The sequence below is a fragment of the Shimazuella alba genome, assembly GCF_009831235.1.
GTDB classification, from domain to species: Bacteria; Bacillota; Bacilli; order Thermoactinomycetales; family Thermoactinomycetaceae; genus Shimazuella; species Shimazuella alba.
Genome location: NZ_WUUL01000004.1, coordinates 232,996 through 249,830, shown reverse-complemented (window position 1 = coordinate 249,830; position 16,835 = coordinate 232,996). Strand labels below are relative to the sequence as shown.

Below are 16,835 nucleotides of genomic sequence, written 5' to 3'. Positions count from 1 at the left end.
GACTTGAATCAAAAGTGGATGTGCAGCTATCTAAATGCTGTGATCATTGCGACAATGCCTGTGTAGTTACTGTTGAGGATGAACAAAAAACTGTTTATAGACAAGTTACGCCTCAAATTGGTAGAGATATTACCAATCAACACGTAGTAGGCAGACAAATACTATCGGAACAAATCAGTAAAAAGATAAAACTTACCTTAGTAGAAAAAAATAAAACATAAATACGAAAAACTATTTTATAGTAGGAAGCGCTCATAAAATGGCGCAACAGGGGAACTAGTTTCCGTGTTGCACCATCAAGTAGGAGTTTGTTAAATCTGTCGCCAACTCCCACTTGATATACCTCTCGTTAATTTGGTGGATAGTAAGAGGAATCAAACTTCCAATCCCCTATCTGATAAAAGGTATGAAGTGATCTTCTTCTTCACCAGTTTGGCTTATTTGTATTTGCACCTATAAAACGAAGAGAGCAGAGGTCAAAACCAAATCGTCTTATTCGGCAATAGTAATTTGACAAGCTTTTCAAGACAAATATAATCTTATAGGAGTTCTAGAGTTGTTGTTCTTTGACGAAAGGGGAAGTGCGGTTGACCAAGTCACTGGAACACGTGGGTTAACTCCAAAAATGGTCAAGAAACACTCACTGGTTTACAATAAAGGAGAGCTTTTTTCAGCTCTCCTTTATTGCCTTTTTCTATGCTGCCTTTCATTACTATTCGGCAGGCAGATTAGCAGGACGAACCAACTAATCCACCCGAACGCCGTCACTGGTACTTGTGGCCGTACTCCTTCTCGAACCAGTCGAAACTCGGAAGGCAGTGGCGCAGGAGACCGAGGTCTCGGGTCCCGATCATCTCCATCATCTCAGCCCACAGAAGCAAGGTGACATCCGAAGCGCCGTACATGCCGTCTTCGATGAAACATCCGAGGCGTTCCTGGAGTGCCGAATAACGAAGATTCGGCAGGCCGAAATGCAGATGACCGAAATTCCACTCCGTATACTCTCCAGCGTATTCCCGGTTGTAGTGCTCCCGGAACTTCTCCTCGAAGGTCTTCGGTTCGAATTCCCACAAAATGTGGATGCTGGCGATGAAAGCGAAGAAGCCCTCGATGTGCTTCCCTTCCTCCCTGCTGATGTACTCGAGGTTGTCGAGCAAGGTCTTGCCGTAGGGAAGGATGATCCTCAGCTTCTCCTTGGTGACGAGCTTCCGCTTCTGCTCGAACACTTTGGGATACGGGGTTCCACCAAAGTTGTAGTAAGAGTCACTGAAGTCTGTCAGGTACCGCAGCCACTCATCCTGATGAGAATCGATGATTCCAAGCACCTGCTCGAAGATCTCGTCCGTGACGTCGTTCTTGATGTCAGCCATCTTCATGCCTTTCTAGGCAGAGCGGTTGGTTGAAATTACTTTTATTCTACCAAGAAAATAATTTCAGAACAATGAAATACAAAAAGTTGAACAATAGATACTGCCACAATCTCTTTTGGTCGTTGTAATGATTAATTTCTGCGACAGAGACGATTCTTGTCGCACAATCAAGCAGTTGTTGATCTCTCCTTTCATAGTTCCCTCCTCTTAGGAACGTAACTAATAACATACAAAACACTCAAGCGTAATGTAAGTTGCAATTTCCCTTCCAAACAAAACAAAAAAACTCCCTATAACGAAAGAGTTCTTTGGTGGGTAGTAGAGAAATCGTTTTCCTCAATTTCTTACCTCTTTTCTTTTTCGTGCTTTCCATTTTCCTATTCCCCATACTATTATGGGAAACACGAAACCAAATGTGAAAACAAATGGAATCCAGACGTTTGAATTCCAATTTTCTGCATAAACAGAACTGGGATATATTACCAATGATAAGATCACTATCCACATACCAACAGGAAAAACAAGCGGTCGATAGTCTTTCAGCCGAAAAGTTTGAGCCAGACTGATCATAATTGCATAAAAATATAAAGTCGTCTTGATAAAAATGGTCACCATAAAAATTCCCGCTATGATCACTTCAATTCTTTCTAAAAAATTTCCTAAATTAACCTTCTTTGCTAAAGCATAGGTAGGATATACATTATATTCTGTAAGAGTGGGTCCTAATACAGAAATACACAAAAAAGTAATGACTACTAAAACCATTCCTCCAAAAAAAGTACCTATCATCATTGTCTTTCGAATGGATTGAGCATTTCTTGCAGAAGGTAAAATGAGTAAAAAAGTAAACATAGTCACACCAGATATACTGATAAAATATAAAGATGCCTGAACGATTGGATGAAAACCATTTTCAAAGATTGGAGTAATGTTCTCTACTTTAATATCTGCTAATAAAAACAGAATAAAAAAAAGGAGAAGTACAATAAACCAAAAGAAAAAGATTTCTGCTGAACGTGCCAAGACCTCAATTCCCCACCGAACTCCAAAAATTACAACCATCGTAAAAGCGATATGAAACACGACTGCAGGAGTCGCTGGCATAACTTGTGTAGTCATAAAATCACCTATAATCCACACTGAACCAGCAGCACTCAATATAAAGAATAAAATATACAGCATGGAAACGAATTTCCCAACCCATTTACCTAAAACGATCTCTAAATATTCGATAAAATTTTTTTCAGGATTTAACTTAGCTATACTGGTGTAAAACCAAACAAAAAATAGACTAACGATGACACCAATAATAGCACTGATCCACGCATCTTGTTTCCCTCCTGCTGCAAGAGTTGCTGGAGTGATGAGGATGGTAGAGCCAATAAAATAAAAGATAACAAAAATGGTCATTTGACGTGCATTTATTTTTTGGATTTGCTTCATTTTGGATTTCTCCACTCTTATTGTAAAATATTATCTATCCAATCAGAAATTGGGCTGTAAATTACTCTAATCCAATCATATGGATTGGGCAGATCAATCTGCATTGCAGCAATTAAACCAGTCACAACCCCGCTGATTAGAAAAAAAGAGAAACAGACTAATTCTTTTATTTGTTTCTTCTTCAGTAGAGCAGGGACTTCCACCCATATAATTCCTATTGTTATAAAAATTATTCCTACGATTGATTTAAGCATCACTTCTGATTTCCTTTGAATACGGGATTTGTAATGACTCTTGTATCTTTTATTTTTACCTTCACTTCCATATCTACTGTTAATGAAGGGTATTGTTTCTCCCAGTTTCTCTTTAGTTTTCTCCATTCTTTCGGATTTGATCGCCGTATTTTTTCACCAAACCCAAAAATATCTGTTGTTAATACGGTTTGGGCTTTATGCAAAGCTGCTCGCATTCTACTTTTAATCTCTTCTTCTGCTTTATTTTCCAACTCCGCAATATTGTTTGGATCTGTTAGATTTATATCACAATCAACTTCTCCGATACTGGCTTCCGTTTCCACCTTTATATTTATCCGTGGCTTTCCTTCAATATAATCACCTTTCACATCTGATCGGCTTTTAAAAATCTCCATCGCAATCCTCCCATTTTTGCATTTCACATGTCCAATTGTTCTGGTCACATTGTCCGTAATAAAACTGAATCCTTGACTTTCATTTTCATTCAAATACCCTACTAAACGGCCATTTTTTAAAGCAGCCAAGCCATCAATACGTAGCTTCGTGGGGGGAACTATTTTTTTCAAATTAGAGGAAGCTATGCCTTTAGACAAGGGGCCTTTTAACTCCACAACTGTTAATACTTGACCTCCTCCTGACATTGAAGAATTTGAGATTAAATCACTCAATTCTACTGCTTCTGTAGGAGCCCATAACTTTTCTGCTCTTTGAATACTATTATAAAGATGCATGGTAGGGTTTTTTTCCATAGCTGTGAGCACTTTTAATATATCAGAACCTCTTTTTTCCTTCGCTACCAAGACAAGAATATCCGAACGCATTTCTTGAAATCTAAAAAATAAATCAATTACTTTTTCGATGCCCTCTTTTGCCACCTCTTCCCCAAGTACCAGAATTCGTAAATGTCCAGCATAAATTTGACGGGAAGAATCTTGAATTAATTTTCTACCTGCTTCCCAGAGTGTTTTCGCCGTCGTATGAAAAGTAACTACAGGTGTACGCCCTTCTCCCCCTCCTTTTGAATCTGTCTTTGATGGTAGCACCACTTGTACAGTGAGTTCGTATCCATCTTGCTTTTTATCTATAGCCATTCCTGTTGCAATAGACAAATCATTTAATTCACGTGCTCCCCAACAACCTGTTGTCGTTATGGTTATGCTTATTATTAAGACTAATTTAAGAATCTTGCTTAGTTTCATCTCGTCTCCTCCTCTCTCAGTCCTTTATCTTTCTCCGGAGCTAATCGAGTTACATTTTTCTTGCCAGTGCTATGTGGGCGTTTAAATAAATACTGGTGAGGAAAACGAAAAACAGTATCCTTTTGATCTTCAAGATCAAAAGGACCTAAGGGTGACATATAAGGCACACCAAAGGATCGTAAGCTACATAAGTGAAAAGTCAGGAGGAACAAACCTAAACAGATTCCAAACAAACCCAAAATACTAGCCAAACCAATAAATATAAATCTAAGAATCCTTACAGGAAATGACATATTATATGACGGAAAGATAAAGCTACTGATAGCTGTGATGGAAACGACGATTACCATTGCAGCTGATACTAGTCCAGCTTGAACGGCTGCTTCTCCAATCACAAGTGCACCTACTATGGAAATAGCAGAACCAACTGCCTTTGGCATACGAAGTCCAGCTTCACGTAATATTTCAAAGTTTATTTCCATCAGTAATACTTCTACAATAGCAGGAAAGGGGACTCCTTCTCTCTGACCACCCAAACTAATCAAGAGTGTGGTAGGAATCATTTCTTGGTGATAAGAGGTAAGAGCAATATAGATGGAAGGAATCAAAAGAGCCATAAAAAAAGCTAAGAAACGTAAAATACGTACCAAAGTACTGATATCAAATCGTTGATAATAATCTTCAGCGGACTGAAAAAAATGAATAAATAACGCTGGTACTAATAATACAAAAGGAGTTCCATCTATGATAATCGCAATCCGACCTTCTAATATTCCTCCCACAATCTCATCTGGCCGTTCCGAATAATAAACAGTTGGAAAAGGGGTATAAGTTTTATCCTGAATAAATTCTTCTAGATATCCACTTTCTAATATTCCGTCAATATTTATTGAATCGAGTCGAATATGAACTTCTTTAATAACTTTTTCATCTGCAATTCCTTCCACATACAGAATCGCAACATCCGTCTTGGTGACCTTTCCTATTTGCTTGGTATCTATTCTCAAATGAGTATCTTTAATTCTTCTTCGAATTAAAGCTGTATTAGTACGTAACGTTTCCGAAAAGCCTTCCTTAGAGCCTCTTACTACATTTGAAGTAGTTGGCTCTTCAACTCCACGGTCTCTCCAACCTTTTGTACTTGCAACAATCCCCTTTACTTGTTGATCAATGAGTAAAATGGTTTCTCCTGATAAAAGACTTTCATATAACTTCTCAAAATCAGATACTTCTCTTGTTTCTCCAATAGTCAGCACACGATTTAGTAAAAGTACAAAGAGATCTTGCTCATAAATGTCATCTTGAAGAATCTCGTCTTTTTCGATAATCAATGGCTTTAAAATATAATTTTGAATAAAATCTTTGTTTACCAAACCATCTATATAAATAACTGCTGCTTTTAAGTTATTTTTTCCTAACAAGAACTCTCGAATAGACAAATCACTACTATTCCCGAGAGTGTTTCTCATTTCAATGATGTTTTGATTTATGGAAAAGTGAAGAGGCTGAGGGTTATTTGATACATTATTTTGAGATGCATTTTCAGAATGATTATTTATGATTTTTTCGTTTATTTTTTTAAAAATAGATCTCATCTCTTACCCCCATTGATATTGGCATAAGAGTATTTTATACTTTGTTTCAAATTTATATTCTATGTAGAGATGATGAGTTCAAACAGATTAGAAAGAAATCATTGCACCTGCTAAGGGGCAAGAATAGATCCATCATCAAATAAGAATGATCATAGATATACTGTCAGATGACTTCTATGCAACAAAGAAGCTGTGGATCGGTTTAAAAAACATTCCCTCGGAAATACCTCGATAGACAATCACTTTAGTGAAATAGAAATTTTACCTTCATTTCTAAAAATGTACCTAATAAAATAGGTAGTGAGCGATTGAGACATATCAGCAACTACAGATATTTATGGGCACGTAACAAGAAAAGCAGACCGCCAAGCAGCCAAATGAAGAACATATATTCCATAGAAAAAGTACTCGGAAAATGAGTGCTTTTTTTGTTTAGACTACTCAAGGGTATTAATTTTATTTTTATTTTGCACTTATTCATCTTTATTTTGCGGCAAAAGAACGATGAACTGTTGTTTGATTGCTCCATTAATTTTATTTTATTCAAATACTTTTACAGACTCTTAATATTACTCCTTTTGAAAATTGATTGTAACAAGATTAAGATGAAGTTAGTCAATAACCACCAACCCTACAGGAGGTTCCTTTGCAGAGTGCGACTCTTTCCGCTCCTGTTCCTGACAACTCTGCGTTCTCCTACGAGAACGGACAGCTCCCGCTTCGTTGACGCGAAGGGTGAGTTACGGGTAGCTGACATGGTGGAAGCAGTTCCGACTGTGTGCTCGACTCTTTCCACTACTGGGATCGGTCGGGCAACGAGTACACCATCAACTCGACGGGACAGGTAACGGAGCTATCCGTCCCGACACCACCAAGCGTTAAACAGTAGAGGCAGAGCCAGAGCCCACAGGGAAACTCCTGTAGATGTGCTCCCCACGGAGCACTCCTGAACAACTGCTTCCAAGAAGCGGCTGTTCGGGCTCGATAATAATTTTTGTTCACATAGAGAAAAAAGTATGAAAAAAATATTTGATACGTTTTTTGCTTTTCTATTCGAAAGTTCCGTATTGATAGTTTCGATTGGATTCTCGACGCGATTTTTGCCATGGTGTTCGACATGCTCTACTTTCCGACTCATTACAATAGAGTTGGTGATGACTAATTTAGCGACAAGGAATAGACATGTGATTAAGCCATCAATTAATACTGCGACTTATACTTGCTAGTAACTATAAGCATGATCCTTTATTTGTTTGTCGTGTAATGCGTAGAATAAATATAGAACTTACACACAAGGGGAAGATTTAGGGGAATTAGAATAGTTTAGGGGATGTTTCAGGTGATTTTAGACGAACGACCAAATCACAGTAATACCAAGGCATTTCAAATTTTTAGGTAATTTAGGGGTGAATAAGTATATATATTCTATTCGGTTTTCACTCTCTAATATATATATTATTGGAATATCATTATTATATAAAGGAAGGTGTATAAGGAACAATCTAACTCGATAGTAGGCAAATAATAGTCAAGGCGGTGGTTAAAACAAGAAATAAGATATAATATTCGCCCCTTGCAACAAAACAAAAAAACTCCCTATTTCCAAGGAGTTTGATTGGTGGGCAGTAGAGGAATCGAACCTCCGACCTCTTCCGTGTCAAGGAAGCGCTCTCCCCCTGAGCTAACCGCCCTTATGTAGCTGTATGGTGGGCCCAACAGGACTCGAACCTGTGACCGATCGGTTATGAGCCGACTGCTCTACCAACTGAGCTATAGGCCCAGAATATTTGTGAAAATCTGGTGAAACAAAATGGCGGGGCTGACGGGATTCGAACCCGCGGTCTCCTGCGTGACAGGCAGGCATGTTAGGCCTCTACACCACAGCCCCATATTTGGTTGCGGGAGCAGGATTTGAACCTGCGACCTTTGGGTTATGAGCCCAACGAGCTACCGAACTGCTCCATCCCGCGTTAGTGGCGACATTTGTTATTATACTATGAGGTCCTGAAACATGCAAGCCCTATTTTATATTTTTTTTCGCCAAACATACTTCACACCAAAACGACCTTTTCGAGAACGAAAAACCTCTACACGATCAGGGCTGTCATATCCATATAACCACCAGTCTTCTTCCATCCGTGCTGCTAAACATCTGGCTTGAAATCTGGTTTCATATAACTTAAGCCAATAAACCCAATTAGACATCTTTTTGGTTCACCTCTTACTCCTAGTGTACCTAATTACCCTTCGTTTCATGCTTTTTGTTTCTCTCTTCCCTGTTCTTATACAACCATGATCTGAAACGATAATTACAAACTTGAATAGATAGTAATTATTCATTTCACTTCTGCTTTTATGCCATAGCGTTTCAAAGATGCTATTTACCATGGAGAAAAATGGACGCAAAGCTCCACTGGAGCACATGCAAAAATTTTCTATTCCCATACATTATTACTACAAGTGATTTGCTTGTTAGCTGTTCCCTCCTCCATTTAACCGAGTTCAAACACTCGGTTTTTCTGCATAAAAAAAAGGTCCACTCGGAACCTTTGCTGTGTTATAGATAAGCATCTAGATTTTCGACCTCGTCGTCCTCTTCTTCTTCATCTCTTAATCGATGAGCAATACGTCCAGATGCAGCTGCCGCAATGCTCGCAACCAAATCATCTATAAACGTATTAACAGGACCATTTTTCGTTGTATCCAGCTGTTTTATTATGCCAATTTTGAGTTTGTCTAAATGTCCAAAAGTTGTAACTGCAATACTGCCATATCCAAAAACAGAACCTAACGCCAAAGTTTCATCGCAACCAAATAAACCTTCATCTGATTTCACAAGTGATAACAATGGTTCAGAAAGCATATTTTTCTCAGCCAAAATGTCTAACTCGATACCAACCAAGATAGCATGCTGAATTTCGCGTTTCTTTAGTACTGCTAACACACTCTCCACACAAGCTTCCAGCTGTAGGTTTGGAGCATATGGTTTCTGCATTTGATAAACAATGTCTGCAATAGCAGCAATACTGACACCACGGTCTTTTAGCTTTTGCATTACAGCCATTTTAACTTCTTTGTTTAGTACTTTTCTCATTTTATACTCCCCCTGTTTACAAATCATAATCGAAATAGTTCAGAAAGGAAACCCAATTGTTTAAATAGTACTTATTCTACAAGGGGATATGAATAATTATTTTTTCGCCGCAGTACGCAAATGCTCCACAATATCCAGTGTTACTGTGCATGTACCAAGATTGGCATGATGCATTTGTCCATTTCTTACACCGTGATAGTCTGAACCAGCTGTAGGAATTAAATTTAATTTCTCTGCAAGAGCAGCATATCTCGCTTTATCTTCTTCTGTATGATCAGGATGATTTACCTCTAGTCCAGTTAAGCCCATTTCAACAATAGTTGGAATCAAATCATCACGATGATACAAGCCAGGATGGGCAATAACAGCAACTCCACCACACTCCTTGACAGCATGTATCGCTTCTTGAGGGGAGGTATTATTTAAACTCACAAATGCTAAGCCATCTTTTCCAAGGTATTTGTCAAATGCCTCATTCAGATCACTTACCAAGCCTCTCTCCACCAATATCTGTCCAATGTGTACTCGTCCCGCATTCTTTTCTGTAGATGAACCTTCTTGTTTCGATTCTACTTCATTCAAATCTATTTTAATTCCTAACTGATTCAATTTTTCTAAGACCAATCGATTTCGATCCTGACGCATATTCCGTTGCCTGTGTAATAAGTTTCGGAAGGTAGGATGGTTAGGATCTATGAAGTATGCCAAAATATCAATGGATTGTCCATCTAATACTGTACTCATTTCAACAGCTGGAATAACTTCTATCCCTAATCTTTTTCCTGCTTCGAATGCTTCTTGATACCCACCAGTAGTATCATGATCCGTAATTGCAACAGCACCTAAACCTAATTTTGCGGCTAATTCAACTACTGCAGTTGGTGTTTGTGTTCCATCTGACATGGTTGTATGCGAATGTAAATCAGCTCTTTTCATCCTATCACCTCTACTACTATCATATCAAAAAAGACACCCAAAAATGGGTGCCTACACTCAACTTCCTTTTTACTTCACTGCACGAATTAATCGTTTTAATCTGGAAGCAAATTTTTTGGGGTCTTCTTCAATTTTGCGTGTATCAGATGATACTCCTAGTTCGTTTGCTGCTTCGACCATTAATTGCTCAACATTATCTTTGTTCTTGGCTTGTTCCACACGACTCTTCCTATCCATGAAAAACAGCCCCCTTTGCTGAGTGTAGACTTAGTATGTCTTTCTCAACGAAAAATAAACATAAAAAAGCAACCCCTTCTGCGAAAAAGAGATCACTTTTTTATTTTTGTAATACCTCTGTACGCTCATGCTCCTCTAATGAAACTACTGGATACATATTCTCAACCTGTGTAAAAACATACTGATTATTATCTGATTGGATCGTACCTTTAATCCAAAATCTCTTTTCGGCCCACATGCGTGGAAAACTTCGCAATTGAATTGGTCTCCATTGTTCACCAACCAAGATAACTGGTCCAGCGGAAGTAACATGCAATAAAAACATATTGCGCTGCTCTGGTTCTTCTTGAATTTTATTCATCACACCATTTTCCGTCATCCAATTACAAGCTTCAATTGTCTCAGGAATAAGCCGGATGAATGGAATATACACTTTTTTAAACGCTTGAAACACACTGGCATAACCTGCCGATTCCAACCAACGAAATAAATGTTTGCATGTGTTTAAAAATATGCGTGCTGACACAGGGGTTGACTGATGATGGTCCATATACCAAACACTGAAAAACCGTGCCAATACATCTTCATTTAAAAGTGACCATTCAAAAGATTGTCCAAAACGAAGGGAGAGATATTGGAATAGAGTTTCTAAAGATCGTGAATACCAGGCTTGAGTCCCTTTTTGTAGTTTGTAAACTTCAGAAACATAAAACTGCTCCAAGTCGCTCAAAATAGATACTGGCAGTCCAGGTCTTTCTGCTTGATTTTCCATTGCAGATAAAAAGAGGTCTTTATTACTTTCCAAGCGCATTTCCGTTGGAGCGGATGTTAATTGCTGCTCCATCGATTCTAATTCATTTGCTCTTTGAATGGACCAACCGAGTACTCTCCAGCTGGTTTCTCGAATAGTAAGTTCTTGTTGTTCTTCTTCGTGATGGTTGTATTTCTCTAGCTGCACGAGTATCTCCCCTCTCATCTCATGCACAAACGATGTATAAGGGCCAAATAGTTCATAGCGATTTCCTATCCGTATGAGTCTGGCGAAAACCAGTTTATCTCGCGGTATAGCATCCTGCTTCATCACCTCGTAATCTTTATTAGTCTCAAGTGAACGAAACGTCATCGTATCTTCCTTGGATTCCAACATCTCAAAACAAGAAAATGATAATTCGGATAGGCTTTGAATCACTCTTTCTCCATCCATTCGATGACGATTGGTGGATGCCCAAAGTTCTACTGGCCGTCTTCCATTTATACATGGTGCATCAAATAGCAAATAATAATGAAACGAAAAAGCAAAGCTTTTGGGAATAGGTTGATCTACAGGAAGCTGTAACAGCTCTTTAAACCTTGTAGCCCACTTATCTTGATCCTCAACTTTGGCATAACGATGAAACCATGTATCAAGATCAGAAAGAAGCTTCCCTTTTTGCCCTCTTTCTCGGTTTTCTCTGGTTAATTCAGCGTGATGAAAAACGACTACGCGTTCACAACATTTTTTATACTTTTTACCACTGCCGCAAGTGCAGGGTTGATTTCGACCTACCATACTAACACCTCGGATGGAAAATTCCTTGTAATCCAGTATATCGAAAATACTAATATAAGACAAAGAAAATTTCAAAAAAAATCCACAGACAAAATATTTTTGTTATGTATCTAGGTTCGATGAAAACAAAAAAATCCCTGCAACAAATTATCGCAGGGAACAACATCATTTTACAATATGAACTTTTACGTTTCTTCTACCCCATTTGACACATTCAGCTTCACTAGTGAAATAAACATCGACTATCTTACCTTTGATTCTGCCGCCTGTATCTTCTGCTACGCCATATCCATAGCCTTCAATATACAATTTCGTTCCCAAAGGTATGACATTAGGATCAACAGCAACTGTTCCTTTACGAGGTGTTGTGCCAGTAGCTGTCTTACTGCCATAAGAAGTATAGGCTGTGGATTCAAATGTCATTGCTTGACTAGATAACTTACCCGATGCAGGAGTAGCACTATCCTCTTCTTCCTCGGGTTCTTTTGTTCCTAATTTCACGACTTCTTGAATTGGTGCAACTTTATTAATTAGCGTTCTAGTTTGTACTGGTTTGCCATCCTTCACCAGCAACTTACCATTTTTATATAGTGCTACTATTTGATACTCTTCCACACCAGCTTTTCCTTTGGTGGTGACTTCTTTTTTTCCTTTTTCCAATTTAGGATCTTTTACTTCTTTTGTGGTGAATTTAATCGGCTTGGATTCTTTTTTCACTCGTTGTTCTACTTTGTCAACAACGATTTTCATATTTTGAGTAATAACTTCGTTCATGGATACATTTGGTTCATCCCATGCTGATAAAACAATTTTTCTTTCTTCTAGGAATGCACCTACTGTGGTTTGTGTGGTAGTAAATGAACCAAGTTGCTTACCACCTAGTTCTAGATTTACTTTACACTTACATTTCAATTCCACTGTAGTATCCCCGTCCAACGGTTTGTTCCAAGGTATACTTGGCTGATACCCAGTTTTTAACTGCTGTACATTTTGTCCTGCACCAGCAAGAGCCTCTTCCAGTGTATTATGTAATCCTTCACTCACCACTTGAGACTTACCATCACTAAATTTCACTGTTACTTTGGTCTCCATGGCAGCATAAGCCACAAAAGAGCCCGATAAAAGTACGATTGCGATTACTCCTAATATTAGGAATTTCTTCATTGGTCACTGCTACCGAAAAACTTGGAAAACATATTGGAAAGGCACACATAATTCGTATCGTCTAGACTGTCTGAAGTTTTCAGTAACAGTTTCGCACCTCCTTGTTAGGTGTACCTATATACTGCTGCCCATTATAGCAGGACTAGCAAAGATATTCTATTTATATGAAAAATGTTCCTTTTTTTTTCTTTTTTCTAGATTTCTATGAACTGGTGAAAACCTGAACTGTCACACGTCCATTCCCTGCTTCAGAAACAATGAGAATAGGGTCTTTTCGCTGGTTTTTAAATTTAAAATCCGGCCCTCCCCACGAAACAGTTGCATCCCTTTCTTTGGGAACATATGGAACTTCTTTGCTGTGACTTTTTCGTTCGACAATTGTTAAATCAGCTTGATCTACACAGTTAAATAGTGTTGAAGATGTCTGGCAAATTCCTCCACCTATACCCTCACTATACTCTCCTTTTACGATGATTTTTGCTTCTTTATACCCTCTTTTTATTGTTCTTTGACCCACTATTTCATTAAAAGAAAAAGTTTCTCCAGGCATTACCACCAGATGATCAATCGCTTTTGTAGAAAGTTCTAGATTATGTGAACGATTATATATACTTTTATTATAATAAGTTGTATATGATGCCAATAACTTTTCTTTTAACTTTTGAAGTTGTTTGACTGTTAGTTTTGGATAAAGGGTTCGATAAGGTACCTTTAATTTTTTTCCTAAGTGAAGATGAATCATGTCCATCCATTTGTCCATCTCTGAAACCATGACTCTTCTACCAGCTTTTTCCGGAACGATTTGACGGTTATCGTAATGTGCAGATACTGGTAAAAGATTAACTTGATTACTTATCTTCTCAAACCAGCGATGAAGTTTTCGCTGATCCAGTGTAGTAGGATCAATGCCATCGAAACCTGCTAAACGTAAGTCTAAGTACCAATCTTTCTCCTGGAAAGACAAGTGCATAATAGGGTTTGGTGAACCGTCTTGGAAAATAGGAGGCAAAAGCAAAAGAATACAAGCATATAAATAAGATAACAAAAAGAATCCCTCCTTCTTTGCTAGTTTGTACAAAGAAGCAGGGACTTACTAAACAAATTTATGCAGTTAAGAAATGAATGATATACGTTATCCAACTTTCTATGCCAAAAATCGCCATGGGGTAAAGAATGGCTAAATTCACAACAAATAAAAAAGGAATAGCAATGATAAAAGTCCAATGTTTTGTTTTATGTCTTGCTACTTGCATACCGATAAATGAACCCAGCGCTCCTCCTAGCGCCGCAACAAGAAAAAGTTGTTTTTCTGGTATTCTTCGTTGACTTGCTTTTGCCTGTTTTTTGTCATAAACCATCTGCGAAAAACCTGCGATATTAATCGCTAAAAGATACACGATAACAATAATATTCATAAGATTATTTTACCAGACGGACACATTTGTTTCAATACAATGTGAATATAGTAACAAATTATGATCAATTCTTGACGATTCTGATGATATTATCTGAAAAAGTTTGTGAAATAGTGTACAAAGTTGTTCACAGAGAGTAAGATAATTGTATACAATTTCGACATTATTAAAGGAGGACAAGACAAATGGATTCTGCCTTTTGGAGTCGTATGCTTACAGAAGAGACATTAGCGTTTCATATTATTTGGGCTGCCATTGGAGTAGGTGTTCCTATATTTATTAGCTTAGCAGAATTTATTGGAATACGTAAAAAGGATATCCATTATACGATGCTTGCCAAACGATGGACTCGCGGTTTTGTTATTACTGTCGCAGTTGGTGTTGTAACAGGAACCTGTATCGGAGTTCTGCTATCCTTATTATGGCCAACCTTTATGCAATTAGTAGGCAATGTTATAAGTCTACCATTATTTTTAGAAACATTCGCCTTTTTCTTTGAAGCCATATTTTTAGGAATTTACTTGTATACCTGGGATAGATTTAAAAATCCCTACATACATTGGTTGACTTCAATCCCTGTTATCATTGGTTCCACTTTATCTGCTGTTTTTATTACAACAGTAAACTCATTTATGAATACACCTGCAGGTTTCAAACTAGACAGTGCAGGAAAAGTAGTAGACATAGATCCGATCGGAGCAATGCTTAATCCTGCTACTCCATCAAAAGTAGGTCATGTTGTTTCTTCTTCGTATCTCGTTTCTGGTTTTTTACTCGCTGGACTAGCAGCATTTTTTATCCTTCGGGGCCGAAAGCATATTTACTATAAAAAAGCGTTAAAGTTAACCATGATAACCACATTTATCTTATGCATTACGACAATTTTAATGGGAGATATATCAGCTAAGTTTTTGGCAAAACATCAACCAGCAAAATTGGCTGCTATGGAATGGCATTTTGAAACAAGTAAAGGAGCACCACTGGTTCTATTTGGGAAATTAGATCCTGAGACAAATGAGGTAAAATACGCCATTGAAATCCCAAAAGCTCTTAGTATTTTAGCAACCAATAGCCCTGATGGAACTGTAATTGGTTTGGACAGTATCCCAAAAAATTTATGGCCTCCACTGTATATTCATTATTTATTTGATGCAAAAGTTAGCATTGCATTTTTCTTATTGTTTATTGCAGCATTGTTCCTCTTCCTGTCGTTATGGAAAAAGGGAAATCCATTTCATCCTTTGGTTCTCTACGGTATTGTGATCGCTGCACCACTTTCCTTTATTGCAATGGAATTAGGATGGATATTTTCTGAAGTAGGCAGACTCCCTTGGATTATAACTGGGATTATGAAAGTAGGCGAAGCAGCAACCACAGCCGCCAATGTGAAACTAATGTATTTTCTCTTCACGGGTCTGTATCTACTCCTTGCGATTGTAGCTGTCACAGTATTAATCCGTCTGTTTAAAGGGAAAACAGCCGAGGCAGAATTGGCATCGAAGGAGGAATCCAACTGATGACACTTGAGGTGATTGGAATCTCGGTTCTGTGGACTTTTCTCTATGGCTATATTATCGTGGCTTCGATCGATTTTGGTGCAGGTTTCTTTTCCTACTACAGTCATTTAACAAAGAAAGAACATATCATCAATAAAATCATTGATCGATATTTATCACCTGTTTGGGAAGTAACCAATGTATTTTTGATCTTTTTTATTGTTGGGATTGTAGGTTTTTTTCCTGATACTGCTTATTATTATGGGACAGCTTTACTCATACCGGGGGGTATAGCATTAATCCTTCTTACGATTCGTGGGTCTTTTTATGCATTTGCCAACTATGGAGGCAGGCAGAGTAAAGTATTTTTATTTCTTTATGGGATGACAGGTTTATTCATACCTGCTGCTCTATCCACGGGACTTACCATATCAGAAGGTGGATTTATTGTTGAGTCTGACAAAAATATCGAGTTTTTGGCGGTCAAGTTATTTCAAAGTCCATACTCTTGGACTGTAGTATTTCTTGCTATCGTCAGTATTTTATATATAAGTGCCAGCTTCCTGACCTACTATGCGAAAAAAGCAGGTGATTTCCCTGCGATGGAGCAACTTAGGAGATACTCCTTATTTTGGAGTGGTCCTACCATTTTAGCGAGCATTTTAGTGTTCTGGGGACTATCTCATCACAACCCGATGCATTTTGCAAAAGCATGGGATATTCGATGGGTATTTGCCTGTTCTTTTCTCTTTTATCTCATTGCTGTTTGGCTGATGTGGAAACGGAAATTACTGGGACTTTCCTTTGTTGCTGTCATGTTTCAGTTTGCTTTTGCTTTTTTTGGCTATGGATATTCCCATTTACCTTATTTACTTTATCCTTATATCACACTACAAAGTGGACTTACGAATACAACGATGGGTTGGGCTTTGGTTATTGCCTTTATCGCTGGTCTCGTATTATTAATCCCTTCGCTGGTACTTTTGATGTGGTTATTCTTATTCAATGCAAAATATGTGAAAGATGGAAAATAAATAAAAACACAGAACAAAACCTCCTGCAGTATAGTAGGAGGTTTACATT

The 16,835-nt window shown here is 38.0% G+C and carries 15 protein-coding genes and 4 tRNA genes; 2 read left to right on the top strand and 17 right to left on the bottom strand.

Features of this window, described 5'->3' with window-relative positions; translation table 11 throughout:
* Positions 1 to 764: 764 nt before the first annotated feature.
* The 17 genes from GSM42_RS08115 to GSM42_RS08035 all read right to left on the bottom strand — a co-directional run bounded on the left by GSM42_RS08115 (position 765) and on the right by GSM42_RS08035 (position 14,256).
* Complete coding sequence (locus GSM42_RS08115; RefSeq protein ID WP_160801044.1) at positions 765 to 1,370, bottom strand: hypothetical protein; 606 nt, start codon at positions 1,368 to 1,370, stop codon at positions 765 to 767.
* 336 nt (positions 1,371 to 1,706) lie between these two features.
* Positions 1,707 to 2,813: a GerAB/ArcD/ProY family transporter gene (locus GSM42_RS08110; RefSeq protein ID WP_160801043.1), complete on the bottom strand. Its 1,107-nt coding sequence runs from the start codon at positions 2,811 to 2,813 to the stop codon at positions 1,707 to 1,709.
* Between the two features lie 17 nt (positions 2,814 to 2,830).
* Positions 2,831 to 3,067, bottom strand: coding sequence for a hypothetical protein (locus GSM42_RS08105; protein WP_160801042.1), 237 nt, complete (start codon positions 3,065 to 3,067; stop codon positions 2,831 to 2,833).
* Positions 3,067 to 4,266: a Ger(x)C family spore germination protein gene (locus GSM42_RS08100; RefSeq protein WP_160801041.1), complete on the bottom strand. Its 1,200-nt coding sequence runs from the start codon at positions 4,264 to 4,266 to the stop codon at positions 3,067 to 3,069. Before GSM42_RS08100 ends, GSM42_RS08105 begins: the two co-directional genes overlap by 1 nt.
* On the bottom strand, positions 4,263 to 5,861 hold the full coding sequence (locus tag GSM42_RS08095; RefSeq protein WP_160801040.1) for a spore germination protein: 1,599 nt from the start codon (positions 5,859 to 5,861) through the stop codon (positions 4,263 to 4,265). Before GSM42_RS08095 ends, GSM42_RS08100 begins: the two co-directional genes overlap by 4 nt.
* 1,616 nt (positions 5,862 to 7,477) lie before the next feature.
* Positions 7,478 to 7,552 (bottom strand) — tRNA-Val (locus GSM42_RS08090).
* A gap of 13 nt (positions 7,553 to 7,565) precedes the next feature.
* Positions 7,566 to 7,641: transfer RNA gene (locus GSM42_RS08085), tRNA-Ile, on the bottom strand.
* Between the two features lie 31 nt (positions 7,642 to 7,672).
* Positions 7,673 to 7,749 (bottom strand) — tRNA-Asp (locus GSM42_RS08080).
* A gap of 5 nt (positions 7,750 to 7,754) precedes the next feature.
* A tRNA-Met gene (locus tag GSM42_RS08075) sits at positions 7,755 to 7,831 on the bottom strand.
* Between the two features lie 55 nt (positions 7,832 to 7,886).
* A complete protein-coding gene (locus GSM42_RS08070) occupies positions 7,887 to 8,066 on the bottom strand; it encodes a hypothetical protein (protein ID WP_160801039.1) in 180 nt (59 codons plus the stop codon).
* 352 nt (positions 8,067 to 8,418) lie between these two features.
* A complete protein-coding gene (locus GSM42_RS08065; protein WP_160801038.1) occupies positions 8,419 to 8,955 on the bottom strand; it encodes a phosphatidylglycerophosphatase A family protein in 537 nt (178 codons plus the stop codon).
* A 96-nt stretch (positions 8,956 to 9,051) separates the two neighbouring features.
* Positions 9,052 to 9,891 (bottom strand): PHP domain-containing protein, encoded by an 840-nt coding sequence (locus GSM42_RS08060; protein ID WP_160801037.1) that lies wholly within the window; start codon positions 9,889 to 9,891, stop codon positions 9,052 to 9,054.
* 69 nt (positions 9,892 to 9,960) lie between these two features.
* Positions 9,961 to 10,128 carry a hypothetical protein gene (locus GSM42_RS08055; RefSeq protein ID WP_160801036.1) on the bottom strand — a complete coding sequence of 56 codons (168 nt, stop codon included), beginning with the start codon at positions 10,126 to 10,128 and terminating at the stop codon, positions 9,961 to 9,963.
* Between the two features lie 100 nt (positions 10,129 to 10,228).
* Positions 10,229 to 11,677 carry a YecA family protein gene (locus GSM42_RS08050; RefSeq protein WP_160801035.1) on the bottom strand — a complete coding sequence of 483 codons (1,449 nt, stop codon included), beginning with the start codon at positions 11,675 to 11,677 and terminating at the stop codon, positions 10,229 to 10,231.
* Positions 11,678 to 11,842: 165 nt separating this feature from the next.
* On the bottom strand, positions 11,843 to 12,841 hold the full coding sequence (locus GSM42_RS08045; protein ID WP_160801034.1) for a 3D domain-containing protein: 999 nt from the start codon (positions 12,839 to 12,841) through the stop codon (positions 11,843 to 11,845).
* Between the two features lie 202 nt (positions 12,842 to 13,043).
* Positions 13,044 to 13,886 carry a VanW family protein gene (locus tag GSM42_RS08040; RefSeq protein WP_160801033.1) on the bottom strand — a complete coding sequence of 281 codons (843 nt, stop codon included), beginning with the start codon at positions 13,884 to 13,886 and terminating at the stop codon, positions 13,044 to 13,046.
* A 58-nt stretch (positions 13,887 to 13,944) separates the two neighbouring features.
* On the bottom strand, positions 13,945 to 14,256 hold the full coding sequence (locus GSM42_RS08035; RefSeq protein WP_202404849.1) for a DUF1294 domain-containing protein: 312 nt from the start codon (positions 14,254 to 14,256) through the stop codon (positions 13,945 to 13,947).
* Between the two features lie 185 nt (positions 14,257 to 14,441).
* On the opposite strand from GSM42_RS08035, the gene GSM42_RS08030 reads away from it, so the two are divergent.
* Both GSM42_RS08030 and GSM42_RS08025 read left to right on the top strand, forming a co-directional pair.
* Positions 14,442 to 15,773 (top strand): cytochrome ubiquinol oxidase subunit I, encoded by a 1,332-nt coding sequence (locus GSM42_RS08030; RefSeq protein WP_160801032.1) that lies wholly within the window; start codon positions 14,442 to 14,444, stop codon positions 15,771 to 15,773.
* Entirely contained in the window at positions 15,773 to 16,786 is a 1,014-nt protein-coding gene (locus GSM42_RS08025; RefSeq protein ID WP_160801031.1) for a cytochrome d ubiquinol oxidase subunit II, read from the top strand. Before GSM42_RS08030 ends, GSM42_RS08025 begins: the two co-directional genes overlap by 1 nt.
* Positions 16,787 to 16,835 lie beyond the last annotated feature (49 nt).

Coding starts and splice junctions, on each gene's coding strand:
- GSM42_RS08045 (WP_160801034.1), bottom strand. CDS start 12,841: ATGAAGAAATTCCTAATATTAGGAGTAATCGCAATCGTACTTTTATCG.
- GSM42_RS08055 (WP_160801036.1), bottom strand. CDS start 10,128: ATGGATAGGAAGAGTCGTGTGGAACAAGCCAAGAACAAAGATAATGTT.
- GSM42_RS08070 (WP_160801039.1), bottom strand. CDS start 8,066: ATGTCTAATTGGGTTTATTGGCTTAAGTTATATGAAACCAGATTTCAA.
- GSM42_RS08110 (WP_160801043.1), bottom strand. CDS start 2,813: ATGAAGCAAATCCAAAAAATAAATGCACGTCAAATGACCATTTTTGTT.
- GSM42_RS08095 (WP_160801040.1), bottom strand. CDS start 5,861: ATGAGATCTATTTTTAAAAAAATAAACGAAAAAATCATAAATAATCAT.
- GSM42_RS08115 (WP_160801044.1), bottom strand. CDS start 1,370: ATGGCTGACATCAAGAACGACGTCACGGACGAGATCTTCGAGCAGGTG.
- GSM42_RS08065 (WP_160801038.1), bottom strand. CDS start 8,955: ATGAGAAAAGTACTAAACAAAGAAGTTAAAATGGCTGTAATGCAAAAG.
- GSM42_RS08035 (WP_202404849.1), bottom strand. CDS start 14,256: ATGAATATTATTGTTATCGTGTATCTTTTAGCGATTAATATCGCAGGT.
- GSM42_RS08105 (WP_160801042.1), bottom strand. CDS start 3,067: ATGCTTAAATCAATCGTAGGAATAATTTTTATAACAATAGGAATTATA.
- GSM42_RS08050 (WP_160801035.1), bottom strand. CDS start 11,677: ATGGTAGGTCGAAATCAACCCTGCACTTGCGGCAGTGGTAAAAAGTAT.
- GSM42_RS08025 (WP_160801031.1), top strand. CDS start 15,773: ATGACACTTGAGGTGATTGGAATCTCGGTTCTGTGGACTTTTCTCTAT.
- GSM42_RS08030 (WP_160801032.1), top strand. CDS start 14,442: ATGGATTCTGCCTTTTGGAGTCGTATGCTTACAGAAGAGACATTAGCG.
- GSM42_RS08060 (WP_160801037.1), bottom strand. CDS start 9,891: ATGAAAAGAGCTGATTTACATTCGCATACAACCATGTCAGATGGAACA.
- GSM42_RS08100 (WP_160801041.1), bottom strand. CDS start 4,266: ATGAAACTAAGCAAGATTCTTAAATTAGTCTTAATAATAAGCATAACC.